Source organism: Paenibacillus sp. P46E (genome assembly GCF_001909095.1).
Taxonomy (GTDB): Bacteria; Bacillota; Bacilli; order Paenibacillales; family Paenibacillaceae; genus Paenibacillus_AQ; species Paenibacillus_AQ helianthi.
The window spans coordinates 1-24714 of sequence record NZ_LVYZ01000072.1; the positions used below are offsets into that span (position 1 = coordinate 1).

Sequence of the window (24714 nt, forward strand, 5' to 3'; positions counted from 1 at the left end):
GGTGAACGTCTAGCCCCGCGCATCTTTCTAAAATCGCCTCCATCCACATCACCCCTGGAATCAGTTTGACGCAGGTCATGTACCCTCAAGTAAAAGGATTTTTATACACGTGCTCATAGCAACAATTGGCGGTACTCGTGGGATACAATCGGCCGGTTTGGGACTCAGAGTATGTCCTACCAAAAAAGCCTCGGCCTGTGACCTGCACTTCCATTATGGAAGACACAGATTCACAAGCCAAGACATTTTCATTCATGATGGTGGCCGTCAGGCCATGTTAGTTTGGGACAGCCCCTTCTACTTGTTTCCATGGGTAAATTCCCGCATATTGCAGATACTCTCCATAAAAAGCGGGGAGGCAGCAGGATGGATCAGGGTGAAAAAGGATTATCGGTGTGGGGATTGACAATGCTCGCACTGGGTACAGTGGTCGGCGGCTCTTTTTTCCTGGGATCGTCGGTGGCAATCCGTGCAGCTGGACCGTCTGTACTGCTGTCCTATGTAATTGGAGGGGTTCTTGTCTATTTTATTTTGTCCGCATTGTCGGAGATGACGGTAGCTAATCCGGTTGCTGGGTCCTTCCGAACCTATACGGAACAGGCTTTTGGCCGCGGGGCAGGATTCACGGTAGGCTGGGTCTATTGGACAGGCCTTGTGCTTGCGATGTCCAGTGAAGCCACGGCAGTATCTATTCTGCTGCGGGGCTGGTTTCCCGCCTTGCCGCTTGCACTCCTCGGATCAGGGATTATCGTAGGGGTGACCCTGCTTAACCTGCTGGGTGCAGAACGGCTGAGCAAGCTGGAGAGCGGACTCGCCGCATTTAAGCTGCTCGCCATTGTGGCGTTTGTGCTGATCGCCGTGGCTTTAATTGTGGGCTTGGGTACTAGAGGAGCAGGTCCGGTAGGTCTTGGCGTTGCCCGCGGGCAGAGCTTGATGCCAGGAGGAGTTGCCGGAATCGCGGGAAGCATGCTGATGGTGATGTTCACCTACGCAGGCTTTGAGGTGCTCGGTCTGGCGGCATCGGAGACGGGCAATCCGGGAATCACTATTCCACGGGCGATCCGGTACACCATCGTGCTCCTGGTCGGATTGTATTTGGCAGCAATAACCGGACTGTTCCTGCTATTGCCCCCGGCACGGGTATCTGAACAGATTAGTCCATTCGTATCTGCACTAAGCCTTTATGGATTGGGGTGGACCGGGACCGTGATGAATATCGTGCTGGTATCTGCCATTTTGTCTACGATGCTGGCTTCGGTATTCGGTCTGGGCCGGATGCTCCGTTCTCTGGCTGAGGAGGGGCATACTCCCGAATGGATGCGGGACCGTACGGACATTCCCTTCAGAGGGATCCTGATCTCCGGGGCCGCGATGCTGGCAGGACTCTGGATGGGAATGCTGCTGCCGCAGGGGGTCTATCTCTTTCTGGTCAGCTCCGGCGGCTTCTCGCTGCTGTTCTCCTATGTAATCATCATGGCCAGCCATTACCGGCTGCGCAAGCGTCATGGCAGTCCACTGACCGGGCAGCATGGGTTGCGCGGATATCCTTACACCTCATGGATTGCGATCGTAAGTCTGGTGGCGATACTGGCCAGTATGCCTTTGATCCCGGGACAGGGCGGAGGACTCGCGGCGGGTGTGATGTTTGTTGTGTTATTTTCCGGGATTTATGCGCTTGGAGTCATGCGGAAGGCCAGGGAACAGGACGGATTTCGGAGACAGCCTTTTCAGGTGCCTGCGATAAGGGCCCAGATGGAGGCGGCAGAGGAGCTGGAAGGGGAAAAAGAGCAGGATACTATGAATGAATAGGGAAGGGGAATCCTCAGAGCGGATAGTTCAGCTTACGGGATTCCTTTTTTTCTACGACAGCATAATTAACTACCGTATAAGTGAATTCCATTTTTGCTCTAATTCGTTGAGGTAGCCTGCGCGATTGCGATTAAATTTTTTGCGTAATATTACGCTAGTTAAACACTGATCCCACAATGTTTTTCGAGATTTATAGCGAGTAAAGCAAACTGAGCGCAGTCGTGAAAAGACATGTTCTTGGCGCAGTGCATCATTCACTAGTACGATTATTTCACCATTGCGTACGATGTAACTGTTCCAATTACGAAGTCCCGTAATACAACGGTGACTAGCCTTCGTCCGTCGAAAGAATTGCTCTAAGTTATTGTTTGTTCTTGGAATGTAGTAATGGTCATAACAAGTGAAAAAGCCTTTCAAAACCCTCTGGAAAAGTTAAGTAAATTGTTAACCATTAGCTCGTCACTCTGATGCGTGTAGGTTTGTTTCACCCATTCCAGTAGCAGGGACAGTTCTCACTCAGCCGTCTCACTACTTTTGTCTTCCTCAGGAGTGAGAATGCTAGCGATATGTTCCAAGGGTTTCACTAGCTGCGAAACGGCTGTATGACTAGGTTTTAATTCTTCAATTTTTACTGAATAATCTGACAACGCCTTGAAGTAAATTAAGCTCTTTTTTTACTCAAGCATCTTTGTAAGGAAGCTTGTATGGCTTGTGCACGTTCATAAATTTTGGTAATCCTAACGCTGATAATCTGCCGTTCTACCTTACGGATTCCAAAGGTAATAAACTGGATACAGGGGTCGCCGATCAAGGCGAGCCAGAGGGGGGATTCGCGTTCAGCTTTAAAATTTCCAATGAAAAATGTGGACACCTCATAAGTGACCACGTTTTTTTGTCGCGAATAAATCAATTTTGAACCGGGGTCCCTTTTCATTGGTTTTGAGATTCTTAAAGTATGGATTCAGCAATCGGTATGCCGGGACAGCAACCGTCAGTGCTTAGGTAAGAACTTTTATCACTTCAACAACAATCTTAGTTCCCCCGGGGGAGTTTAATAAGCATAACGGTGTTAACAAAATTTAGCGTATATGCTCAGGGTGACACTTACCTTTATGACAGTACCTGTACTAAATGTGCGTACTTACATATTTAGAGTGCAATCTTTATACTCAAAGAACGAAATAAATAAATTTCTATACACCCGGAAATATAGAAACCTAAGAAAGAGGGATAATTAAATGTCTAATGCCTGGAAAGTTTACTTATTAGCCGCTGTTAGCTTCTTGCTTGGAACATCCGAGTATATCATAGCTGGGATTCTCGACACAGTTGCAAGAGACGTTAATGTCTCTGTCGCTGCTGCTGGTCAGCTCATTACTGTTTTTTCACTCGCCTATGCTTTTGGAACACCTTTCCTTATCGCATTTACAGCACGAATGGAGCAGCGCAAGCTTTTAGTTTATTCACTTGGCGTATTTGTGATTGGAAATATTATCGCCGTAGTTTTACCTGGCTTTGAATTTCTTATAGTCTCACGCGTTATTCTTGCACTAAGCATGGGAGTATTCGTTGTAACCTCCTTTACTGTCGCTACTAAGATGACTCCACCTGATAAACAAGGAAGTGCAATTGCAACAATCCTTATGGGCTTTAGCACCTCGTTGATTATCGGTGTTCCGCTAGGCAGAGTTATTGCTTCCGCTTATGATTGGAGATTGATCTTCGGAGGAATCGGTGCACTTAGTATTCTTGCGATGATCGTTATACTCTTAGTCATCCCACGCTCAAATGGCGATGAGTCGGTTCCCTTACGCAAACAGCTTGCTTTAATTAAGCAACCGAAAATAATTGCAGCCCTAATGATCACTTTCTTATGGATTTCTGGTTATTCTACTGTCTACACCTACATTTCTCCCTTCCTACTGTCGGTTACAGGGATGAACAGTAAAACTGTTATCATTGCTTTATTCGCTTTCGGGATTGCCAGCTTATTCGGCTCAAAGCTTGGCGGCTATAGTACGGATAAATGGGGATTCCCTCGTACTTTATTTGTCAGTATGGTACTGCATGTAGTAGCCTTAGTTCTACTGTCATTATCAGCCCACTCGCCTGCTATCGTTTTCCTTGTGCTCATATTTTGGGCTCTCTCCGCTTGGTCAACAAGTCCAACTCAGCAATATCACTTAATGACGCTTGCTCCGGCGGCTTCAGGCATTATGGTGAGTATGAATAGTTCAGTTTTACAGCTTGCTATGGGGGCTGGTGCAGGAATTGGAGGCGTTGTAGTGGAACAAGCTTCCTTAGCTTCGATTAGCTGGATTGGAGCTGCGGTTGTTGCCATCGCTGCAACAACCGTTATGGTATATTTACGAGTAACCGGCTCCAAAGCTCAATTAGAACTTAGTAAAGCTATAGGAAGAAACTAATATCTAAAAGGTTAGTGCTTAGCCAACTGCAAAATCCAAAGCGCACAAAATTGCTCAAGCGATCCAGTTGATTAACCGGCAATACGAATTTTCGTGTTTTAAAGTACGAAATTGTGAATTTCATTTCCCAGTTCATTGAGCTGAATAATAAAAAACTCCTACTGAAAAGTAGGAGTGAAGATAAGAAATAAGGAGGACAAATCTTTGAAAACTCTTGTTGTCGTGACACACCCGAGCATAGAAACATCCGTAATTAATAAGCGATGGGTAGAAGAACTCAAAAAATATCCTGAAAAGTATACTGTTCACGAATTGCATAAGGCTTACCCTGATGGAAGCATAGACGTGAAAAAAGAACAAAAATTGGTTGAATCACATGGTAATCTTGTTTTGCAGTTCCCTATATATTGGTTTAATTGTCCGCCTCTCCTTAAAAAATGGCTTGACGATGTTTTAACTTATGGGTGGGCTCATGGTTCAAATGGAGGAGATAAATTAAAGAATCGCAAAGCTGCTTTAGCTGTATCTACCGGAAGTAAAAAAGAAGATTATAGTGAAGATGGAAGATATCACTATGTACTTGATTATTTATTATCTCCTTTTGAAACTACCTTCCTATACTGCAATGCAAATTACCGTTCGTTCTTTGCGTATTATGGTACGGAAAACGAGACTGGTGAAAATGTGCCTGATACAGAAAATGAGCCGTCTGTAAGCGAATTGGAAAAAAGCACACTAAATTATTTGAGTTTTCTTGACAATCTGTAATAGTTAGCTTTATTAAGACTGCTATAAAAAAAGAAGTATTTCCCTGTTCAGGAGATACTTCTTTGTAATATAAACAAAACAACTATGCCTACCGCTGTACAGCCTCCAGAGCTGGCAAACTGTTTTTCTCTCCCCACTCGCACATCATATTTAACAATGGAATGAGAGAAAGACCTCTTTCAGATAATGAATATTCAACTTTTGGAGGTATTTGGGGAAATTCCTTCCGTATGATAAGCCCATCTGCCTCCAGCTCTTTTAACATGATGCTTTGCGTTTTAAAGGAAATGGTACCGATACATCGCTTCAGCTCATTAAACCGCATTACTTTATTTTCAGACAGCCAATACATAATGATCATTTTATATTTACCGCCTATTAAGGACAACGTGTATCCAAAGCCAGTTTCTTTTAGTTTCACGTTAGATGGAATATTGGTTTCGTGCACAAGTTACACTCTCCTTTTGGTAAGTATATGATATAAATATGCATACTTTATAATACATCATTATGCAATCTTATTGAAAGGATGTAAATCGCTATAATAAATTTTAGAAACGGAATGGGACCGGAACGATGGCAGCGCGAACGCGGAGGGCGAGTGTTGGCCAAAACAGGAAACGGTTTGTTCAGTAAAGATAACCTTTTTGTTACTTCTTCAGTTATTCGATTCACAATGGAGAATGTATCTAAATAACCCTCTATGACAATGTCTGAACTGGGTTTAACTGTCCTTTCCATTTTCAAATAAGCCGACCTTCCATTAACTAAATAGTTTTTTAACTATGACAGCAAAATTAACTACCGTATAAGTGAATTCCATTTTTGCTCTAATTCGTTGAGGTAGCCTGCGCTATTCCGTTTAAATTTTTTGCGTAATATAACGCTAGATAAACGCTGATCCCACAATGTTTTTCGAGATTTATAGCGAGTAAAGCAAACTGAGCGCAGTCGTGAAATGACATGTTCTTGGCACAGTGCATCATTCACTAATACGATTATTTCACCATTGCGTACGATGTAACTGTTCCAATTACGAAGTCCCGTAATACGACGGTGACTAGCCTTCGTCCGTCGAAAGAATTGCTCTAAGTCATTGTTCGTTTTTGGAATGTAGTAATGGTCATAACAAGTGAAAAAGCCTTTCAAAACCCTCTGGAAAAGTTAAGTAAATTGTTAACCATTAGCTCGTCACTCTGATGCGTGTAGGTTTGTTTCACCCATTCAAGTAGCAGGGACAGTTCCCGCTCAGCCGTCTCACTACTTGTCTTCCTCAGGAGTGAGAATGCTAGCGATATGTTCCAAGGGTTTCACTAGCCAAGCATCTCAGCTTCAGCAGATTTATACGCAACGCCTGCGTGTCGCAGTCTGGATTTTCACAAGCATAAGCCATGCTCCATACATGGATGATTCCGTCTCTTGTGATAATCTTTTTCTCAGGTCTGAAGTAAACTCTGAGCCCGGCACCCAATCTATTTTTCTCAAGCATGAAGGTCATCTCCTGGGGTGAATTCTGACCTATATACCTTCGACAAAAGACTGGAAACCTGTTAATTAATCTTGCTGTAGTAGTTTTTTTTGAATTTGCTTACGTGCAGATTTTGTTGCCGGGCAGCGTCTGAGAAGTCCTCCAGGCGAATAGTTATAGGTGATGCGGGTTTTAGTTGATTGACCCATACCTGTCACTAAAGGGGGAATTAGTATGCATCCGTCTGCAATCTATGCTGCAACAGTTGATTCCCATACCCTTGCAACATTTAGAGCACTTGTTGAGGCAATCATTCCTGATTCACCGGTGTCTGCCACATATTCGGTAGAGCTGTCTGCAGGAGCAGCTGATTTGTGCATACACGAGTATATGATCTGGGAGCTGGACCACAGCCTGTCCCTTGTATTGGGGTTTGGTTTGAGGGACATTCCATTGTCCTGTTCCACCGCAGGATTGCTTAATGCTGGTGCCGTCCATTTAGCCGCCTCGGGACAGCTGCAGTATCCTCCTAATCACCTACTCTGGGAAAGCGGACCCTTCAGCGCAATATCCACGGCTGACCGGATTCGTGTTCTCGCCATGCTGGAGCAAGGGAATATTGACCCGGGGGTTTTGCCTCCCCCATACCGGAACGATTTGGGGTTTACCCGGTATATGATTGACTTTCTTAACCGGCAAACGATGTTTGGCAACTATTCGGAGTGGTCGGCATACGGGACGACCCGGCTTAGGACACCGACCGAACGAAGGCTGGAATATTTCCCGGTCTCATGGAAGCAGGCGGAATATCCTGGAGTGGTGCCGGGCTACCGGGCGCTCCTTGGCTACATGCTGACCATCGAACGCAAGGGAGGGGAATCCACCATTGAATAGTGCAGAGACAATGTTCGATGCGGACGTCATCGTGATCGGATCAGGCGGTGGAGGTGCCGTTGCAGCGAAGGAACTTGGGGAGGCTGGGCTCAAGGTGCTGGTGCTGGAAGCCGGGCCCTGGTACGGAAACAAGCAGTGGGAGAATCCGAACAGCGAACGTGGCGGTGAATGGAGCTCAGAGGTTAAGGATCTGGATATAGGTATCTATAAAAAAATCTTCAATGCGTATGAAAATAATATGAATGATGTGGTGTCAGGCACATTCCGCTTTGGTCCAGCCGACCGCCGCCGCACGCCTTGGCACAGGATTATGCGCCAGAAGGGGGACATCTGGCAAGTATCCGGCGTAGGGGGAACGACTCAACATTACTGGGCCCAGTCACCGCGTGCTTTTCCGTCTGCAATCGATGATATCTGGCCAATCAGCTACCGGGAGCTGATTCCGTATTACGAGAAAGCCGAAGCCACCTTGCCTGTTCAGTTTGCGCCTACGACGCCCAAGGAAGAGCTTTTCTACTATGGCGCCCAAAAATCAGGCTGGCAGCTGAATCCGACGCTGAATGTCACGACCCCGGGTTACCGTCCCAATCCAAATGCCATTCTTCCCACCAACGAGCATCTGATGGACCCCAATTACTCGCTTGAGCAATTGTCCAACATGGAAGGATGTACCTTGAAGGGGAATTGTGTCAATGGTTGCTCAGCCGGGCCGTCTGTGGATAAAATCGCCAAACGGAGCACCCTAGTCAGCTACATCCCACTCGCACTTAAGACTGGAAATGTAGCCATCCGTCCGAATTCCTTCGTGGTCAAAATCTTAACGTCGCATGACCCCAAAGAAGGGCTTCGGGCGACCGGTGTACAGTTTCGGGATACGTGGACAGGAGAAACCGGCGAACTCACGGCCAGAACGGTAATCATGGCTGCGGGCTGTATTGAAACGCCGCGCCTGTGGTTGAATTCAGGACTACCTGATAACGAATGGGTGGGAAGAGGTTTAACCAATCACTGCTTTGACTGGGTTGGAGGCGTCTTTGAAGAAAAGGATCTGATGCGCATTATGGGACAGCCGGCGGTCTATCCGTATGTCGGCCATACTTCGGGTGCAAGGGTCGATATTCCGGGTACCGGGATCTTCCAGGTGTCTTGCTTAAGCCCTGGGATCATGTCGTTTCTGACCTATGGCTTCAGTGAAGCCGGTTATGACGCCTTGAACCCGCGGGAGCCGGGAGCGCCGTGGGATATCCGTGGCCGGGTCGTCGGTCCACAGCTGAAAGAGCTGATGAGGAACTATAGCCGGACCATGACCATGCTGCTTCTTACGGATGATGAAACGCTTTACCGCAACAGGGTGGAGGTTGACCCCTTTTTGAAAGACGAGAACGGTCCTATTCCCGTTATCCATTATTCTCCTAGTGTCAAGACGCTGAAGCGGCGCGATCAACTAGCCAGATATGCTTCGGAAACGCTGCGGCAAGCGGGTGCCAGAACCATTATTCGCTCGGATACGCCCTTCGGCTTCATGCTCCACCTGGAGAGCACCATGCGGATGGGATACGTTACGGATACGAACTGCGAAGCCTTTCAAGTCAAACGCCTGTTCATAGCCGACAACAGTGTACACTATAATGGAATCGGTGGCCCTAACCCTACTCTCACGACTCAAGCACTGGCTACCCGGACGGCAGAGAAGATTGTCACACGCTATTTCAGCTAACCACCCATTTCGGTGGCATAATACAGAACTGCTCCGGATAATGCGACGATTAGTAAAAAAACAATAGCTTTTCCGAACACTTTCATTCTGATTCCCCCCATTTCTGCATTGTTCGTGCGGTTAGTTATGGAAGAAGTATGCACGGCGGCCGGAAAAATATACCTTTAATGATTCTGCCAGGGCTATCTCAAAAGATAGTCCTGTTTGTCTGTCCTAATGTATGGAAGCATAATCCGAATAATCCAATAATGGATGGGGAAAGTTAAGCGGAAAGGGGGATAGTTTATGAGGAACAATCAAAAAACAAACAATCCTTTCGAAAAAAAGTTGAGAGAATCCGACACTCAGGTGGACTTGATGATCTCTGACAATCTGGATGACAACGAAGCGGCGATGAATCAGCATTTTTCCAAGTGTTACGATCTTGTCGTGCGGAGGCTTCATATATTCGGCTCGGTATCCGGCATGGTGGTGTTTCTCAAAGTTTTGATAGACAAGCAGCTTTGGGATGACGGGTTCCTCAACCCATTGATGCAGCAGGAGGCTATGCCCCTGAATGAGCCCTCCCAGATCTATGAACAGCTCAAATTCAAATTCTCATCCATCGTGCAGCCCACTGTCATCACAACAGTGAATGAGGCTGTTCAGCGGGTCGTCAGAGGGGAAACTATATTGTTCATTGAAAATAGCATTCAGGCTTTTTCTTTTGAGCTGAAGGATAAACTGAACAGGCCGCTTGAGGAACCGTCAACGGAGGCGGTCATCCGGGGTCCAAGATATGGATTTATCGAGAAAATAGACATCAATCTGGCGCTCATCCGCCATCGGCTTCACACCCCCCGTCTTAAGACGGAGAAACTGAAGGCGGGAAAAATATCCCAAACAGACATCGTGATTGTCTATCTGGAAAACATCGCTAAGCAGAGTGTGGTCGATGAACTGAAAAGAAGGATATCGGGCATTGATATGGATAGTGTGCTGGAGTCTGGATATATCGAGGAATTAATCAGTGACCATACGTATTCCCCCTTTCCCGTTATTCAGGCCACCCAGCGTCCCGACTTGGTCTCAGGTTCCCTGATTGAGGGTAAGGTGGCAGTCTTTACTGACGGCTCGCCCATGGTGCTGGTCCTGCCCATCACATTCTGGTTTGGATTCCAGACAGCCGAAGACTACTATATGAAATTCATATTCGCTACGACGCTGCGTTGGTTAAGGTATTTCTTTGCCTTTTTAGCGCTGGCCCTGCCTTCCATATTCATTGCTGTTACAACCTTCCACCAGGAAATGATACCGACAAGCCTGACCTTGAGTCTCGCGGCTGCACGCGAGGTTGTACCTTTCCCTGCTATTGTAGAAGCATTAATCATGGAAGTTACCTTTGAGGCACTTCGCGAAGCTGGTATTCGTCTCCCCCGGCCTGTGGGTCAGACCATCAGTATTGTGGGGGCGCTGGTCATTGGCCAGGCTGCCGTTCAGGCAGGTATTATTTCAGCTACAATCATCATTGTCGTATCCGTAACGGGCATTGCATCGTTTCTCGTTCCCAATCCAGGCATGAGCCAGGCCATCAGTATCATTCGCTTTCCGCTTATGCTGCTTGCCGCAGCGTTCGGGCTATATGGGGTCGGAGTCGGTATGCTCGCTCTTTTGATTCACCTGGTTAATTTGCGTTCCTTTGGAGTCCCCTATATGACTCCGGTTGCACCATTCAACCTGTCCGGACTAGCCGATGTACTGGTAAGAGCACCATGGACATTTATGAGGAAACGACAAAAGCATTCGAGGCAATGACTGGGGTGTGTTTGCATATGTGCAGAGCTGTTAGAATGTTGAAATTGATGGCTGTTCTGGTAATCTTGTACTTGACTACTGGCTGTTGGGACCGCAAAGAGATGGATGATCTCGCCCTGGTGATGGCCAGCGGTGTAGATCTTTTGGAGGACGGGCAACTAGAGGTCACCTTGCAAATTGCGCTTCCATCCGGAATGCCAAGTACGCTGAAGGCAGGAGCAGGGGGACAGAAACCGGTGGTTGTGATTTCAGCCAAAGGTAAAGATTCCCTGGAGGCCATTGACCGGTTACAGCAGCAAATGTCCCGTTATATCTATTTTGGGCACAGGGAAGTCTTCATTATCGGGGAACAATATGCAAAGCATGGGGTTAACCAGGTTCTGGATATGTTTTCACGGTTCCCTGAGAGCCGTTATAATAGTTTCGTCGTAACGGCATATGGATGTTCGGCCAAAGAAATATTGAATGAGATGTATCCGCTTGAACTTATTCCGGGTCTCGGGATCAGCAAAATACAAGCTAGTAAATCCAGCTTTTCCATAAAAATGGACGAGTTTATGAACGCCCTTTCCACTCAGGGTATATCACCGGTAACTGCTGCCATCCGGGTAATGAATAAAGACAGTGAAAAAGAAACATTTGCAATCGACCATGCAGCTGTCTATCTGGGAAGCAAGCTTAAAGGGTTCCTGCAGCAGAATGAATTGGAGATGTTGCGCTGGTGGATCGGGGAGAATTACAGAATGGGCTTTACTGTACGAGCTCAACCGGAAGATGATCAGTACAACGGAACCGTTAGCGCGCAAACGCTAAAGAGCAGAGTGAAGGTAAGCACGGTCATGAAAAATGGAAATCCTCAGGCCTCGGTTTCTTTCCATACAACGGTTAGGGTGACGGCCAATGACTCGAGATTGGATTTGAACAAGGTTGAAGATAAAAAAAATATTGAAGAACTGTTTTCGAATAATGTGAAAGCCAGGATAGAACAAATGGTATCACATCTGCAAAAGGAGCTGAAATCGGATGTCTTAGGCATCGGTGATGAGGTTCATGTGGAGCACCCTTATGAATGGAAAAAAATAAAGGATCAATGGAACGACATCTTTCCTGATGTGCCTGTGAGCATCAAGGTTGACGTCGATATTGAACGGATGGGAAAAACGCAGGGACGGGCATATTTAAGGAAATAGCCGCACAATACACTGAAGAGGATGCTCACAATGAAGATGAAAATTACAGGTATTCAGGTGTTCTGGCTCATCTTCAGTATGGATCTGGGAATGACGCTGGTCATGACGCTTACCCCGGGCCTTCAAGCTGCCAAGCAGGATGCCTGGATTTCCATAATCTTGGCAGGGTGTATTGCCTTGATGGTTGCCCTGCTGGCGACGCAAGCCGCTCATCTCTACCCGGGGCAGACTTTAGTTGAATATAGCCAAGTGATTCTTGGAACATGGATGGGTAAAATCGTCGTGGTTATCTATTTGGTCCAGTGGTATACGATAATACCCATTGTTCTCCGGCAATTTACTGACCTGGTACAAATCATGCTGCTCCAAGGGACGCCCAAAGAAGCGATCATTCTCCTGATGGTATTATTGATTGTCTACGCGACATTCGCAGGAGGAATCGAGGGGATTGGCCGTTGCAGTGAATTCCTGGGGCCTGTCATACTCATCATGGTTACTCTGGTTCTGGTTGCTAACGGCAACAACATTCACTGGAAGAATATTTTGCCCGTCTATGTTGACAACGGAATGAAGGGGATTATCAAGGGCTCCCTGGCTCCTGCATCTTATCTGGGACATTCCGTGGAGTACCTTATGCTCGCTTCATTTCTGCGGCGGCCCCGCAAGGGGGCACCCTTTGCTTTTGGGGCGGTCATCTCAGCCGTTTTTTTTGTACTGATCACCACGGTCATGGTCATTGCCACCATTGGTGTCAGTCTGGCTCCGAACATGTCGTATCCATTTTTTGGAATGGCCCAAAAAATATCGTTGTTTGGTTTTATAGATAATTTTGACGCCATCCCAGTCGTGATATGGATTTCAAGCGTGTTCATTAAATTGGCAGTATATTTCTTTGTCGCAAGCTATGGAACTGCCCAATTTTTGCATATCCGCAACTGGAGGGTAATGATCTGGTTCATTGCTCCGGTTATGTTTGCGTTTGCACTGATTCCCCAGAACGTAACGGAGGGAACTACGAATTATTTGCAGAGGTACTGGGTGCCGTTTGCGCTTCCGGTGAATATGCTTGGCCTGCCCTTGCTCCTGCTTATCGTTGGTAAATGGCGGCAGGCGAGAAGTTCCGCTAATGTCGATCCGGTATAAGAGGATGCGGTGAAGCGGGAGGAGCCGTAATCTCTCCAAACGGGGTTGTCTCCAAAGTGGATTTTTGGTCCATGGTAGGTTGAATGTACAAAAAAATCGCTCCTTTTTTGAAATGGTTGTTCGACACTTCCATTTTACCAAAGGGCGATTTCTTTTTGTGATTACTGAAAGAATTGTAGAACCGTTCCCCGCATAAACAGCGGGAGATTAGTATTCGTTGAACATTGCAGCAATTTCCTCGTAACCCGTCGTTTGGGTCAGCGCCAGCGATAATAGAATCCGGGCCTTCTGCGGCACCAGACTGTTGCAGGGAATCGAATTGGCGGACAGGTCGATATAGGAATCCTTCAGCGTAATGCCGCTGGATATCCGCGAGCATCTGACAACGGGAATATTGTTGTTTTTGAGCTCACCGACCTTATCGATCCAGGGCTTGCTGTAGATGCCTCCGCCTGCTCCGGCAATAACAATGCCTTTGGAGATGGTAGCCAGATAATCCAGAATGCCCGGATTGGCATCCACATGGAAGTAGGCCACGGATACTTCCGGCAGCTCTGACAATGCAGAGACGTCGAACTGCGCGGCGGTAGTATGTTTTTTGAGCGATCTCGTATAGAAAAAAGCCTGGCTGTCCCGCATATAGCCGAGACACCCGAAATCCCGCTCATCGAAGGCATTGGCCTTAAAGGTGTTGACCTTCTGCACATCCCGGCCGCTGTAAATCCCTTCAGCAAAAACCACCATGACGCCCTGACCGGAAGCCTCCGGGTTGGCCGCTAGGGCCACTGACTGATACAGATTCAGCGGGCCGTCTGCACTGATTGCCGTAGCCGGGCGCATGGAGCCGGTAATAACGACCGGTTTGTCGGTTTTGATTACGAGATTCAGGAAATATGAAGTTTCATCCAGGGTATCCGTACCATGTGTAATAACAAAACCATGAACATCTTCACGAAGCGCAAGTGTATTGATTAGAGTGGCCAAGGTCAGCCAGTGTTCGCTGGTAATATCAGCACTGCACAGATTGCTGACCTGCACACCCGCACAATTCGCTACCCGTTCCAGGTGGGGAACACTGTCCAGCAAATCCTGTATCGGCAGAGCACCAGGCTCGTAATTTAAGGTTTTATGCGCTTCGCCACTGCCGGCTATCGTACCGCCGGTGGCTAGAATGACCACATTTTTAAGAATAGGATTATAAAAAGGTGAAGCTGTAAAATTCACTTCCGGAGCTGGAATGATCATCGGCTAGTTCCTTTCAGATTATTCGTAAATCCATTACATTTAGGATCAATGTATTATAACATACGATATATGAGGTTAAGGGTGTTTTTAATCAGAACATAGTATACTGAGGGAAATTACCAATCTATTGGGAGGGGCTGGAAAATGATTGAACTGGAGGTTCAAGACTATTACAAGGGATTGCCGGCGCTGGATCAAGTGAAAATAAACACACTCTTTGCGAGGGCGGTGCTGGAGCAGCGAATTCCGGGCAAAGTCTATGCTGACAGCAAAGACATACCGCGGGCGTTCTATGTGGTCCATCCATACGGGATGTCATTGGTATATGGTGATTCCTCGAATAGCAGCTTTAAGCGTGGGCTCTATGATTACATAACGGGCAGAGCGGGAACCCGTCTGCATGTGGAATGGCTGCAGGGAGACCCGGCTGGAGAATGGAGTGTATGGATCGATACGATAGCGGCTGAACAGGACGATCACCGGTCCATTTTGAGAAATACCCGAGTGAATTTCAGTTTAGATCGTGAAGCCTATTTTGCCGCCAGAGCGCGGTTCTTTAAGCAGGACGCAGCCCTTGTACGAACGGGAAAAGAGCAATATGCTGCTCTGACCGGCTCAGTGGTCCCCAAGTACTTTTGGCGTGATGAGGAGCATTTCCTTGCCGAAGGAGTCGGTTTCAGTATTATGGAGGGAGACGAGGCGGCTTCTACTGCGTTTGCCTCCTGCTCGGCAGCGGGCCAGCTGGAAATTGGAATTGAGACTGCGGAAGCCTTCCGGGGCAGGGGATATGCATTTACCGTAAGCTCGGCATTGATCGATTATTGTCTTGACCATCAATTGGAACCGGTGTGGGCTTGCCGCCTGGAGAATCAGGGGTCGTACCGTTTGGCGCAGAAGCTGGGATTCAGACCATCACTGACGCTGCCGTATTACCGGCTGTCACATCGATAAATTTCGCTTATGCATCAAGCACGAGATTAGGAAGAAAGGAAACTATAGTTGGTGGATGAAAAAAGGCACTGCCTCATGGACTCCATGGGCGGGTGCCTTTTTTGTGCGGTAAATGGTATTGAAAAGGACAGCCTACACCCGTCCGGCATCTACGAAGCAATGCAGGTGAAGCGGTGACAGCACCTTAAGTCCTTCCCCAAGTTCAAAATCCTTTCCTTCCGCCAGTTCGAGGCCCTTCTTCTTGAAATACAAGTCGTAAAGTGCCAGCGTTTCCTCGCTGAACTGGCTGCAGTGCAGTGCCATGGCAGCAAACTTCCGGTTGAAGAAACGGGTAATATCGATCACGGTATTGGGTTCAGCGGTTAAATAAAATCCGATTGCTGTCGGCTGCCAGGGTTGTGTGTGCGTTCCCCGGGGATACAGCGGCAATCCCGCGGACAAGAAAGCCTGGGCTGCCGCCCGTCCGGTGACAATATGATCATAGTGGGCTTCATAGGGAAGCCATGGATCGGGACAGAATACCGCGTCCGGCTGTACGGTTCGGATGATTTCGGCAATCTCTGCCGCCAGAGCCGGAATATGCTCAAGTGTGCCGTCCCCATGCGCTAATTGGTGGAACACCGTGGCTCCAAGCGAGCGTCCTGCCGCTTCAAGCTCCTGCGAGCGGACTCTGGCGATCTCAGCATTGGACAGCAGGCCGTCACTACTGCCCAAATCTCCATTCGTCACCGTTAAATAATGAACCTCACAACCCTTGTCCGCTAGAGCGGCTATTGTTCCGCCCATGCCTACTTCATTATCGTCGGGATGGGGCTGAATGCACAATATTCTCCGGCAATCCGTGAGATCGGGAGGAGCCATAAGACTGTTGAGGATAGATGAATCCAATTTGATCCGCTCCTTCTTTTACTAATAGTATGGGTATAAAGATTATGCCTTCTGGCTACATCGCCCTGTGGTTCTCCAAATCAATTAATATCTGTGTCCGCTGCTTATCGCTTATCGAATAGAACAGAATCGGAAGAATGGCCCCAAGGAAACAAATGGCGGGCAGTACAAACATCACAAAGCTCAGGCCATGCTGAAGCCCGGATGTAACAGGCTGATTCTCTACATAGTTCAAAAGTCCAAGACTTGCCCCGATAATCAGCCTGGACACTGCTCCGCTGAATTTGGTGATAAAGGTATTCGTAGAGAATACAATCCCTTCCCCCCGAAAGCCCAGCTTCCACTCGGAATAATCAATGGTATCCAGCAGCATCGATGTGCTGACAATAATGGTTATACCCGAGAAAAAGAAGCTGATCCCAAAGAACACTAGCGTAAACAGAACATTCTGATCACCGAACAGATATGGGACCACACAGGAGAGGCTGCCCAGGATGCACGAGGAGATAAATACACTTTTCTTGGAAAAGACACCCAAAAGCTTGGGCGTTACGGTCATACCCAGCAGCATACCGACCACCAGGCTGATTCCGACCTGTGTCCCATAGCTGGCATCCCCCCAGACATAAACCACATAGTACAGCTGAATGCTCTGTCTGATGCCGGTCACAAGATTGATAATCAGCAGCGAAGCCAGAAGAGTGAGGAGAGGTTTATTCTTATATATGGTTTGCAGATTTTTGCGGAAAGGAATCCGTTCAGCCGATGGGGCCACTCTTTCTTTGGAAAGGATTCCAGTCAGCCAAATGGCCAGCGCGGCAATGACCGATACGATGATTGCAGAGTAGAGATAGGCTCTGGTGCTTCTTTCACCGCCGAAGGCAAGCAGGAGCTGTATACCGCCTATGGTGATTATGACTGTACCTAGGGTTCCGCCGATTTTGCCCAGAGTTACGACCAGTGTCCGTTCTGCAGGATCTTTGGAAATGACAGAGGATAACGCCCAAAGTGGAGTGTCGCAGACCGTGTATAACATTCCCCACAGCAAATAAGAAGCCGTTGCAATGGCTACGGTCAGTGTGGAGGAAGTACCGAGGTCCATGAAGCACAGCACGGTAGCAGCAGCGATCAGGAACGGAGCAAACAGTAAATATGGCCTGAATTTCCCCCACCTGGAATGTGTTTTGTCTGTGATCATCCCCATCACCGGGTCCAGGCAAGCATCGAAAATACTTGCAGTGACCAAGATGACACTGGCTGTCGTCGCGGGAATACCAAGTAAGTCCGTATAAAAGAATAAAATGTACATCGACATGAAGCTGTAAAGCATATTCTGGCCCAGCAATCCGCCGGAAAAAACCACTTTTTCTGCCAAAGTTACTTTTGTTGTCAATCGGCTGCCCTCTTTTCTGCGGAAGATTCGGTGAATCCGTTTCTTCGTAATTATGTCTATTTATAACTTATCTGCACATATTGTCAAGGGTGAGCTGCAGGTCGACAGGAATCGAATGCCTTTTGTGTATATGCGCAATAAAGTGAACGAAAAAAATAAGCATATTTAACCATTGTCAGGAAATTGCTATTAAAAAAATCACAAAAAATGTCGAAATATAGCTAAGCTGTTCAGATGGCATGCAGGGGGAGCGTAAGAAGAATGCATGACCATCAGACCGGACACTATGAAGTTAATATGTGGGGGGATTCTAATGAAATGGTATGGTAACTTAAAAACAGCAACAAAAATCATCTCTGCATTTTTAATTGTATCTTTGATACTTGCGGTTCTTGGCGTGTTCTCGATCTTCACGCTGCACAGTGCCAACGATAACATGAAAGAAATGTACAGTAACAACCTGATCTCTGTCCGGGATTTATCGGCTGCCCAGATTAAATTCCAGACCATCAGAGTATTATTGAGAGATATGAGTACAGCAACAGGAGATGCTGAAGTTTCCGGCTACAAAGATAAAATCAAAACAACAACACAGGAAATAGACAAGTTTATGAATAACTACCGGCCGCTTGCAACTACACAGAAAGAGCAAGATTTGCTGCGTGATTTTGATGAGCAATATGCGGGGTACATGAAATTGTTTAACCAAGCAATGGTTTTAGCGGAGCAGAATGATCCAACTGATTTTAATGCTTTTAAGCCGCAATTAGCACAGCAAGGAGAATTGGTTGCTGTCAATCTGAATGGTCTGATTGATACGAACGTGCAACTCGCAGATCAAACGAATACCAACTCCCAATCGTCCTATGCTTCGTCATTGAACTTGACCATCATAATCATTGTAGTCTCAGTAATTCTAAGTGTACTCATTGGTTACGCCATAGCCCGCTCCATTTCTAAGCCTCTCATGAATATGCTTGGACTGGCTACTGAAGTAGCAAAGGGTAATCTGACTCAGCGTTCAGATATTTCTACCAAGGACGAAGTCGGACAATTGGCCAGTGCACTGAATCGGATGGTTGATAATCTCAAAGAGCTGATTAACGGGATTGTGATGAATTCGCAGAGCGTTGCTGCCTCTTCTGAAGAAATCTCAGCGAGCACACAAGAAATTGCCAGTACCAGCACTACCCAGTCCGCAGCGTCGGCAAGTATTACCGAGCTGTTCAAAGAATTGTCCCTGGCTATTAATTCAGTAGCGGTAAGTGCAGAGGAAGCCGCAGAGCTGTCCAATCAAACGGTCAGTACAGCACGTGAAGGCGGTTACGTGGTGGAAGCCTCACTTCAGGGTATGCAAGCCGTGAATCACCAGATGACACAACTCGAAGAGGATAGCCGCAAAATCGGCGATATTATTGAAGTCATTGACGATATTGCCGAACAGACCAATCTCCTCGCTCTGAACGCAGCCATTGAAGCGGCTCGCGCTGGAGAACAAGGCCGGGGTTTTGCAGTAGTGGCAGATGAAGTACGGAAACTGGCAGAACGAAGCAGTGATGCAACGAAGGAAATTACAAAAATCATCAAAGCCATGCAAGAGAACACTAAGCAAAGTGTCCGGGCTGTCTCCGAAAGTGTTGAGCAATCTTCGATGACCAGCCAGGCCTTTGAGCAAATTATCAGCATGGTCAACACCTCATCGCTCAAAGTTAATGAAATTGCGGCAGCCTGTGAAGAGGAATCGGCTCAAGCAGCCGAAGTAATGAATTCGGTCGAATCCATAGCGGCCTCTAGTGAAGAATCTGCTGCTGCCTCGGAGGAGACGGCTGCTACCTGCCAGGCACTGGCCCAGCTCGCTGAGGAGCTTGCCCACTCTGCGGGTGCGTTCAGAACCCACTAATCTACAGACTGAAGGTGTATTCATGTCCACACTGCAGAAGGAACAATATATAGAGCTGGCCATAGGTCCGGAGACCTGCGCCATTCGCATCGAAGAAGTGCATGAGATTATCAAAATGCTCAGCATTACCGACATTCCTTTCAGCCGGAATGAAGTAAAGGGTGTGGTCAATCTTCGCGGCAAGGTAGTCTGCGTAATGAGTCTGCGAAACTTGCTGGGCATGTCCGATGAGGCTTATACACGGGCTACAAGAATTGTGGTGGTCCGATTCCGGGAAGAATTCGTAGGTCTTATCGTGGACAAGGTGAATAAGGTAACCACTTATGGAGAGGTACATCCTCCATCAAGTGGACAAGGCCGAAACCGAGAAGGCGTATTTCAGGGCATTGGCCAACGTGAAGACCAATTGATCGGTATTTTGAAGCTCGAGGAAGTATTGGGCAGTTAGGGAGGAGAACAATTGATGATGATGGAGCTGTCTGCCTACCGCGATATTTTCATTGAAGAGCTGAACGACCAATTGGAACGGATAGATCAGTCGCTGCTGGTGTTGGAGCATACCCCATCCCCGGAGCTGATCCAGACGATTTTCCGTGCTGCACATACAATTAAAGGGTCTTCATCCACTATGGGCTTCAGGGAAATGAGTGACTTGACCCATGAAGTGGAATACATCCTGGAGTGGGTTCGGGAAAAGAAGCCGGAGATCAGTTCCCAACTGATTGACACCTTGTTTAAGGCGCTGGATGTAATGAAGCTGCTGCGCACCGAATACATCAGTGGAAGTAATTATACTGATTGCAGCAGTATGGTGTCCGAGATCAAGTCCCTGATCAGTATGCGTTCAGAACCGATCACGCCCCCGGTTCTGAACACATCAGAAATGCTTCAGGCAGAGGAAGCCGCTGCCTCTGGACAGCATCTGCTCGTTGTAAGCATCAATCTGTTGGAAGATTGTCTGATGAAGGCTGCCAGACATTTTATCCTGCTGCAGCGCATTGAGGAGGTATGCGGAACCGTTATCGCCGTCTCTCTTCATAAGGCCGCAGCTCCGGGAGTGGATGAAGACGAACGGCACAGCCAGTTTGGCGTGGTAGTTGCTACCTATAAGGAGCGGCAGCTGATTCAGGACCAGCTTGGTGTCGACTCTGACGTGAAGAGTATGCATATTGCTCCGTTTGAGCTGAAGTTGTCGAAAAAGGACAGTATTGCATATCCCCCGGGGGCAACTGTACAGCAGGTGAACCAAAAGCCGGATGAACGGGGGAAAGGTTCCCATCCAACGGTCAGGGTAAACGTGGAGCGTCTGGACCATCTGATGAATCTGGTCGGTGAACTGCTGATTGAGCAGACCTCATTAGCCGATTTGAGTGCTGTCGGTCAACGTTCGGATCCGGGCAGCGTTCTGCCTGGCATTGGAAGTGTATCCGATCATATGGGCAGTATTATCAAGGAGCTGCAGGAAGGGGTCATGAAGACACGGATGCTGCCGATCGATCAGCTGTTCAGCCGTTTTCCCCGTTTGGTCCGGGATTTGGCCCAGAAGCTGGGCAAGGATATTGAACTGGTGATTCAGGGCGGAGAAACAGAACTTGACCGGATGATTATCGAGGAGCTGAGTGATCCCTTGATCCACCTGATCCGCAACAGTGCGGATCATGGGATTGAGAGTCCCGCGATCCGGGAGGCCGCAGGAAAGCCGGCTAAGGGAAGAATTACTTTAACTTCTTTTCATGAAGAGAATCATGTAGTGATCCGTCTGGAAGATGATGGACAAGGGATCGACGCGGGCAAGATCAAAGCTTCGGCTCTAGGCAAAGGGATCATCTCCGAAGAACAGGCCGGCTACTTATCTGTCCAGGAGGCAGTTCATCTGATCTTTGAACCGGGATTTACGACGGCTTCTGAGTTGAGCGAGGTGTCCGGCCGCGGTGTCGGGATGGATATCGTACGCAGTCAGATCGGACGGCTGAACGGCATTATTGATATCCAAACCGAGCCGGGACAAGGGACTGTATTTACGATCCGTCTCCCGCTTACATTGGCCATAATTAAGGGTCTTCTGGTCAAAGTCTCCGGACGCGTGCTGATTCTGCCGATGTATAATGTCGCGGAAATTGTGCGTATTGCTCCGGAAGAGATCCAAATTGTGCAAGGTGAGCAGGCAATTCTTAACCACGGGCGGATTGTCCCGCTCTCCTGGCTGAGAGACAAATTGCATTATCCCCGGGCGGAGCGCAGCTCCAAGACCATTCCGCTCGTTATTGTCAGATCCGTCGACAAGATTGCCGCTTTTGCTGTGGATGAGATTATTGGCAACCAGGAAGTTGTCATTAAGTCGCTGGGAGCGTATCTCGGAACCATGAACCATCTCTCGGGAGCAACGATCCTTGGGAATGGCCGGGTTGCCTTAATTTTGGATGCTGCTTACCTGGTAAGTCATTAATTCAACAGACCTGCACAACAAATAGCCGGAAGGACGCAGCCTAACGCTGCAAAGTCCTTCCGGCTTTTGTTGGATTACATGATCATGCAGATTCATCCCTCAGGTAAATACGGCTTCACACTTGGGCCTGAACTAAGATGTTCGATCGCTCTTTGGTTGAGCTGCAGCTCATTCATATAGGTGTTAACCTTGGATTGAAGGCTTTGCAGAATCTTAATATGCATTTCGCCCACTTGCTCTTCGATGCAAAATGCAGAACACATCATAATGCCGTTCGTATAGAATTTGGTTTCATCAACAACGGTGTTGAGCTTCTCTTTATAGATTCTTTTCACCGGACCGTTCTCCGGCTTGATCTCATAATAACGGTTTGTCTCCAAAAGCAGCCTCCAGTGGCTGACCTTGAGCTTATATTTATCCTTTTCTATTTCTGCGGATACTTTCACAATGCGAATGTGACTGTTCGTGATGATATGACCCTCCTGAACCCTTATGTCTTAAGGGGCTGAATTCTCCTAATTGGCTTAAGAGATTATATCATGACTGTCTCTCTATTCTCAATGCTGCGTTACAGTAAAGTGTTGGGAGATGCCTGAACTTTAATATATAGACAATCATATGCCCGAAACGAATTTCTCGAATAATGAAACAAAAATTTAGTTTTTTTTGGGAAATTTGATGTTTATTTGTTGTAAAAACCGTTTAATGATTGTATAGTATAACATAATATGTAAGCTTTTACTATGTATGTGGTTTCATGAGAGCGCACCATATGTTCTGTGTCTTAATCCTATCCGCTATGCTTGAACGATAAATCTTCTTAGGTCTGATGATCTAACTGCCTCCATTTACATATGCACCTCCATACTTCCAATTGGCTACACCCGAACGATTAGTTAACTACCATCCCTTAAGACTGTCACTTCACCTTTTTGTTTCTTAATGAAACACCAAGACATACCCCATAGATTTACAAGTTTAGTGAAAGGGGGATATTCTCGGACAATAGCGCACGGAAATGTGAAGCAAACCATTTGAGGAGGTAGCTTTATATGTTCAAAAAAATGATTGCGGTTTTTTGTGCATTGATTATCACCTTCATGACCGTATCTTTCGTCCCCCCGCAAAAGGTGAATGCCGAGGCTAATTCGGTCGTAGCCCAAAATGGCCAACTGCGGGTTTCCGGGAACCAGTTAGTGAATCAGGCGGGAGAAGCGATCCAATTAAAGGGGATGAGTTCCCATGGTGTGCAATGGTTTGGCCAGTACGTGAATTATGATAGCATGAAATGGATGAGAGACAATTGGGGCATAACTATCTTTCGGGTAGCTATGTATACGCAAGATGGCGGCTACATTAATGATCCTTCGCAAAAAAATAAGGTGAAAGAAGCTGTACAGGCCGCAATTGATCTGGGAATCTATGTGATTATCGATTGGCATGTGCTGGGCGAAAAGGATCCGAATATTTATAAACAACAGGCAAAAGGTTTTTTTACAGAAATGGCCAATTTGTATAAGGATTATCCGAATGTGATCTATGAAATTGCCAATGAGCCTAACGGGTATGCTACGTGGAACGGCCACATTAAGCCCTATGCAGAGGAAATGATTCCGGTCATCCGATCCATTGACAATAATGCAATCATTATCGTAGGAACCGGAACATGGAGCCAGGATGTACATGATGCCGCCAACAACCCCATCGCCCAAAGCAATATTATGTACACAACTCATTTCTATGCGGGAACCCATGGTGCATGGCTAAGAGATCGTATTGATTATGCGAGGAGTAAAGGTATAGCCGTATTCGTCACAGAGTGGGGAACGAGTGACGCTTCAGGAGACGGTGGTCCTTTCCTTGCCGAATCTAAAGTATGGACGGATTTTATGAAAGACAGAAAGCTGAGTTGGACTAACTGGTCGTTATGTGATAAAACGGAAGCCTCTGCTGCATTGGCGCCTGGAGCAAGCCCTTATGGAGGATGGTCTGACGGGCAGTTGACGGCATCCGGTAAATTTGTCAGAGATCAGATAAAGTCAGAAACCCCTCCAAGTGACGGTATCGTTTCCGGTAAAACCTACAAAATGGTTAACGTAGGAAGCGGTAAAGCACTGGACGCAGCTGCAGCAGGTACTGCAAACGGCACCAATGTACAGATCTGGGATGATAACGGAACGGGCGCTCAGCAGTGGATCATCACAGATGTTGGCGGAGGCTTGTATAAGGTTACTAACGCCAATAGTAATACAGGACTGGATGTTGCTGAGATGGGGACTGCCAATGGATCGAATGTGCAATTATGGAGTTATGGCGGCGGTTCCAATCAGAAGTGGAGCATCGTTAAAGTTGGAAGTGCTTACAAACTGATTGCGAGCAACAGTGGGAAAGCTCTGGATGTCGCTGCTGCTGGTACTGAAAATGGAACCAACGTGCAAATTTGGGATGACAATGGCACGAACGCGCAAAAATGGAATCTGTTCCAATTAAACTAACTGAAAAACCATAGAACTCAACGGAACAGCGATTCTCCAGTACTTGGAGGATCGCTGCTCTGCGTTTTTGGTCATTTGCAGCTTGATTCAGTAGAATATGAGCAGGTGAAAACCAATTGACCTGGGGGTGTCTCAAGTGGATCGACAAAATAAACTTGACGATGGGCAGGTAGGGAATGCCATAATA

19 protein-coding genes are annotated in these 24714 nt (G+C 47.3%); 13 read left to right on the forward strand and 6 right to left on the reverse strand.

The features are described from left to right. Positions 1-366: 366 nt before the first annotated feature. The 3 genes from A3849_RS26405 to A3849_RS26420 all read left to right on the forward strand — a co-directional run bounded on the left by A3849_RS26405 (position 367) and on the right by A3849_RS26420 (position 5003). Entirely contained in the window at positions 367-1809 is a 1443-nt protein-coding gene (locus A3849_RS26405; RefSeq protein ID WP_074114069.1) for an amino acid permease, read from the forward strand. A 1238-nt stretch (positions 1810-3047) separates the two neighbouring features. Further along, positions 3048-4235, forward strand: coding sequence for an MFS transporter (locus tag A3849_RS26415; protein ID WP_074114071.1), 1188 nt, complete (start codon positions 3048-3050; stop codon positions 4233-4235). A gap of 204 nt (positions 4236-4439) precedes the next feature. After that, positions 4440-5003: an NAD(P)H-dependent oxidoreductase gene (locus A3849_RS26420; protein ID WP_074114072.1), complete on the forward strand. Its 564-nt coding sequence runs from the start codon at positions 4440-4442 to the stop codon at positions 5001-5003. An 88-nt stretch (positions 5004-5091) separates the two neighbouring features. On the opposite strand, the gene A3849_RS26425 is transcribed toward A3849_RS26420, so the two are convergent. Together A3849_RS26425 and A3849_RS26430 are read right to left on the reverse strand one after the other, a co-directional pair. Further along, positions 5092-5451 (reverse strand): winged helix-turn-helix transcriptional regulator, encoded by a 360-nt coding sequence (locus tag A3849_RS26425; RefSeq protein WP_074114073.1) that lies wholly within the window; start codon positions 5449-5451, stop codon positions 5092-5094. An 840-nt stretch (positions 5452-6291) separates the two neighbouring features. After that, positions 6292-6492 carry a hypothetical protein gene (locus tag A3849_RS26430; RefSeq protein WP_074114074.1) on the reverse strand — a complete coding sequence of 67 codons (201 nt, stop codon included), beginning with the start codon at positions 6490-6492 and terminating at the stop codon, positions 6292-6294. 213 nt (positions 6493-6705) lie between these two features. Between A3849_RS26430 and A3849_RS26435 the strand changes: the two genes are divergently transcribed. The 5 genes from A3849_RS26435 (at position 6706) to A3849_RS26455 (ending at position 13209) form a co-directional block, all read left to right on the forward strand. Further along, positions 6706-7365, forward strand: coding sequence for a hypothetical protein (locus A3849_RS26435; RefSeq protein WP_074114075.1), 660 nt, complete (start codon positions 6706-6708; stop codon positions 7363-7365). A 10-nt stretch (positions 7366-7375) separates the two neighbouring features. After that, entirely contained in the window at positions 7376-9082 is a 1707-nt protein-coding gene (locus tag A3849_RS26440; protein ID WP_074114093.1) for a GMC family oxidoreductase N-terminal domain-containing protein, read from the forward strand. A 285-nt stretch (positions 9083-9367) separates the two neighbouring features. Further along, positions 9368-10876: a spore germination protein gene (locus A3849_RS26445; protein WP_074114076.1), complete on the forward strand. Its 1509-nt coding sequence runs from the start codon at positions 9368-9370 to the stop codon at positions 10874-10876. Between the two features lie 35 nt (positions 10877-10911). Beyond that, positions 10912-12066 carry a Ger(x)C family spore germination protein gene (locus A3849_RS26450; protein WP_178382806.1) on the forward strand — a complete coding sequence of 385 codons (1155 nt, stop codon included), beginning with the start codon at positions 10912-10914 and terminating at the stop codon, positions 12064-12066. A 30-nt stretch (positions 12067-12096) separates the two neighbouring features. Continuing rightward, positions 12097-13209: a GerAB/ArcD/ProY family transporter gene (locus A3849_RS26455; protein ID WP_083613673.1), complete on the forward strand. Its 1113-nt coding sequence runs from the start codon at positions 12097-12099 to the stop codon at positions 13207-13209. A 207-nt stretch (positions 13210-13416) separates the two neighbouring features. Here the strand turns inward: A3849_RS26455 and A3849_RS26460 are convergent, their stop codons facing one another. Then, the gene (locus tag A3849_RS26460; protein ID WP_074114078.1) at positions 13417-14454 is read right to left on the reverse strand and encodes an asparaginase; all 1038 of its coding nucleotides are present in this window, start codon (positions 14452-14454) and stop codon (positions 13417-13419) included. 144 nt (positions 14455-14598) lie between these two features. Here A3849_RS26460 and A3849_RS26465 point away from each other — a divergent pair, with 144 nt between their 5' ends. After that, complete coding sequence (locus A3849_RS26465) at positions 14599-15405, forward strand: GNAT family N-acetyltransferase (protein WP_074114079.1); 807 nt, start codon at positions 14599-14601, stop codon at positions 15403-15405. Positions 15406-15537: 132 nt separating this feature from the next. On the opposite strand, the gene A3849_RS26470 is transcribed toward A3849_RS26465, so the two are convergent. After that, positions 15538-16293 (reverse strand): PIG-L deacetylase family protein, encoded by a 756-nt coding sequence (locus A3849_RS26470; protein WP_083613674.1) that lies wholly within the window; start codon positions 16291-16293, stop codon positions 15538-15540. A 55-nt stretch (positions 16294-16348) separates the two neighbouring features. After that, positions 16349-17686, reverse strand: coding sequence for an MFS transporter (locus A3849_RS26475; protein WP_074114080.1), 1338 nt, complete (start codon positions 17684-17686; stop codon positions 16349-16351). A gap of 313 nt (positions 17687-17999) precedes the next feature. On the opposite strand from A3849_RS26475, the gene A3849_RS26480 reads away from it, so the two are divergent. Genes A3849_RS26480 through A3849_RS26490 form a run of 3 tightly spaced genes read left to right on the forward strand, consistent with a single transcriptional unit; the run spans position 18000 to position 22032 of the window. Next, a complete protein-coding gene (locus A3849_RS26480; protein WP_074114081.1) occupies positions 18000-19586 on the forward strand; it encodes a methyl-accepting chemotaxis protein in 1587 nt (528 codons plus the stop codon). Positions 19587-19608: 22 nt separating this feature from the next. Next, complete coding sequence (locus tag A3849_RS26485; RefSeq protein ID WP_074114082.1) at positions 19609-20034, forward strand: chemotaxis protein CheW; 426 nt, start codon at positions 19609-19611, stop codon at positions 20032-20034. A 15-nt stretch (positions 20035-20049) separates the two neighbouring features. Beyond that, a complete protein-coding gene (locus A3849_RS26490) occupies positions 20050-22032 on the forward strand; it encodes a chemotaxis protein CheA (RefSeq protein WP_256700924.1) in 1983 nt (660 codons plus the stop codon). 92 nt (positions 22033-22124) lie between these two features. On the opposite strand, the gene A3849_RS26495 is transcribed toward A3849_RS26490, so the two are convergent. Further along, positions 22125-22412 (reverse strand): hypothetical protein, encoded by a 288-nt coding sequence (locus A3849_RS26495; RefSeq protein ID WP_256700925.1) that lies wholly within the window; start codon positions 22410-22412, stop codon positions 22125-22127. Positions 22413-23084: 672 nt separating this feature from the next. Between A3849_RS26495 and A3849_RS26500 the strand changes: the two genes are divergently transcribed. Next, positions 23085-24527, forward strand: a complete 1443-nt coding sequence (locus A3849_RS26500; RefSeq protein WP_074114084.1) for a cellulase family glycosylhydrolase — start codon at positions 23085-23087, stop codon at positions 24525-24527. Positions 24528-24714 lie beyond the last annotated feature (187 nt).

Coding starts and splice junctions, on each gene's coding strand:
- A3849_RS26405 (WP_074114069.1), top strand. CDS start 367: ATGGATCAGGGTGAAAAAGGATTATCGGTGTGGGGATTGACAATGCTC.
- A3849_RS26415 (WP_074114071.1), top strand. CDS start 3,048: ATGTCTAATGCCTGGAAAGTTTACTTATTAGCCGCTGTTAGCTTCTTG.
- A3849_RS26430 (WP_074114074.1), bottom strand. CDS start 6,492: ATGCTTGAGAAAAATAGATTGGGTGCCGGGCTCAGAGTTTACTTCAGA.
- A3849_RS26435 (WP_074114075.1), top strand. CDS start 6,706: ATGCATCCGTCTGCAATCTATGCTGCAACAGTTGATTCCCATACCCTT.
- A3849_RS26440 (WP_074114093.1), top strand. CDS start 7,376: ATGTTCGATGCGGACGTCATCGTGATCGGATCAGGCGGTGGAGGTGCC.
- A3849_RS26445 (WP_074114076.1), top strand. CDS start 9,368: ATGAGGAACAATCAAAAAACAAACAATCCTTTCGAAAAAAAGTTGAGA.
- A3849_RS26450 (WP_178382806.1), top strand. CDS start 10,912: ATGTTGAAATTGATGGCTGTTCTGGTAATCTTGTACTTGACTACTGGC.
- A3849_RS26455 (WP_083613673.1), top strand. CDS start 12,097: ATGAAGATGAAAATTACAGGTATTCAGGTGTTCTGGCTCATCTTCAGT.
- A3849_RS26460 (WP_074114078.1), bottom strand. CDS start 14,454: ATGATCATTCCAGCTCCGGAAGTGAATTTTACAGCTTCACCTTTTTAT.
- A3849_RS26465 (WP_074114079.1), top strand. CDS start 14,599: ATGATTGAACTGGAGGTTCAAGACTATTACAAGGGATTGCCGGCGCTG.
- A3849_RS26480 (WP_074114081.1), top strand. CDS start 18,000: ATGAAATGGTATGGTAACTTAAAAACAGCAACAAAAATCATCTCTGCA.
- A3849_RS26485 (WP_074114082.1), top strand. CDS start 19,609: ATGTCCACACTGCAGAAGGAACAATATATAGAGCTGGCCATAGGTCCG.
- A3849_RS26490 (WP_256700924.1), top strand. CDS start 20,050: ATGATGATGGAGCTGTCTGCCTACCGCGATATTTTCATTGAAGAGCTG.
- A3849_RS26500 (WP_074114084.1), top strand. CDS start 23,085: ATGTTCAAAAAAATGATTGCGGTTTTTTGTGCATTGATTATCACCTTC.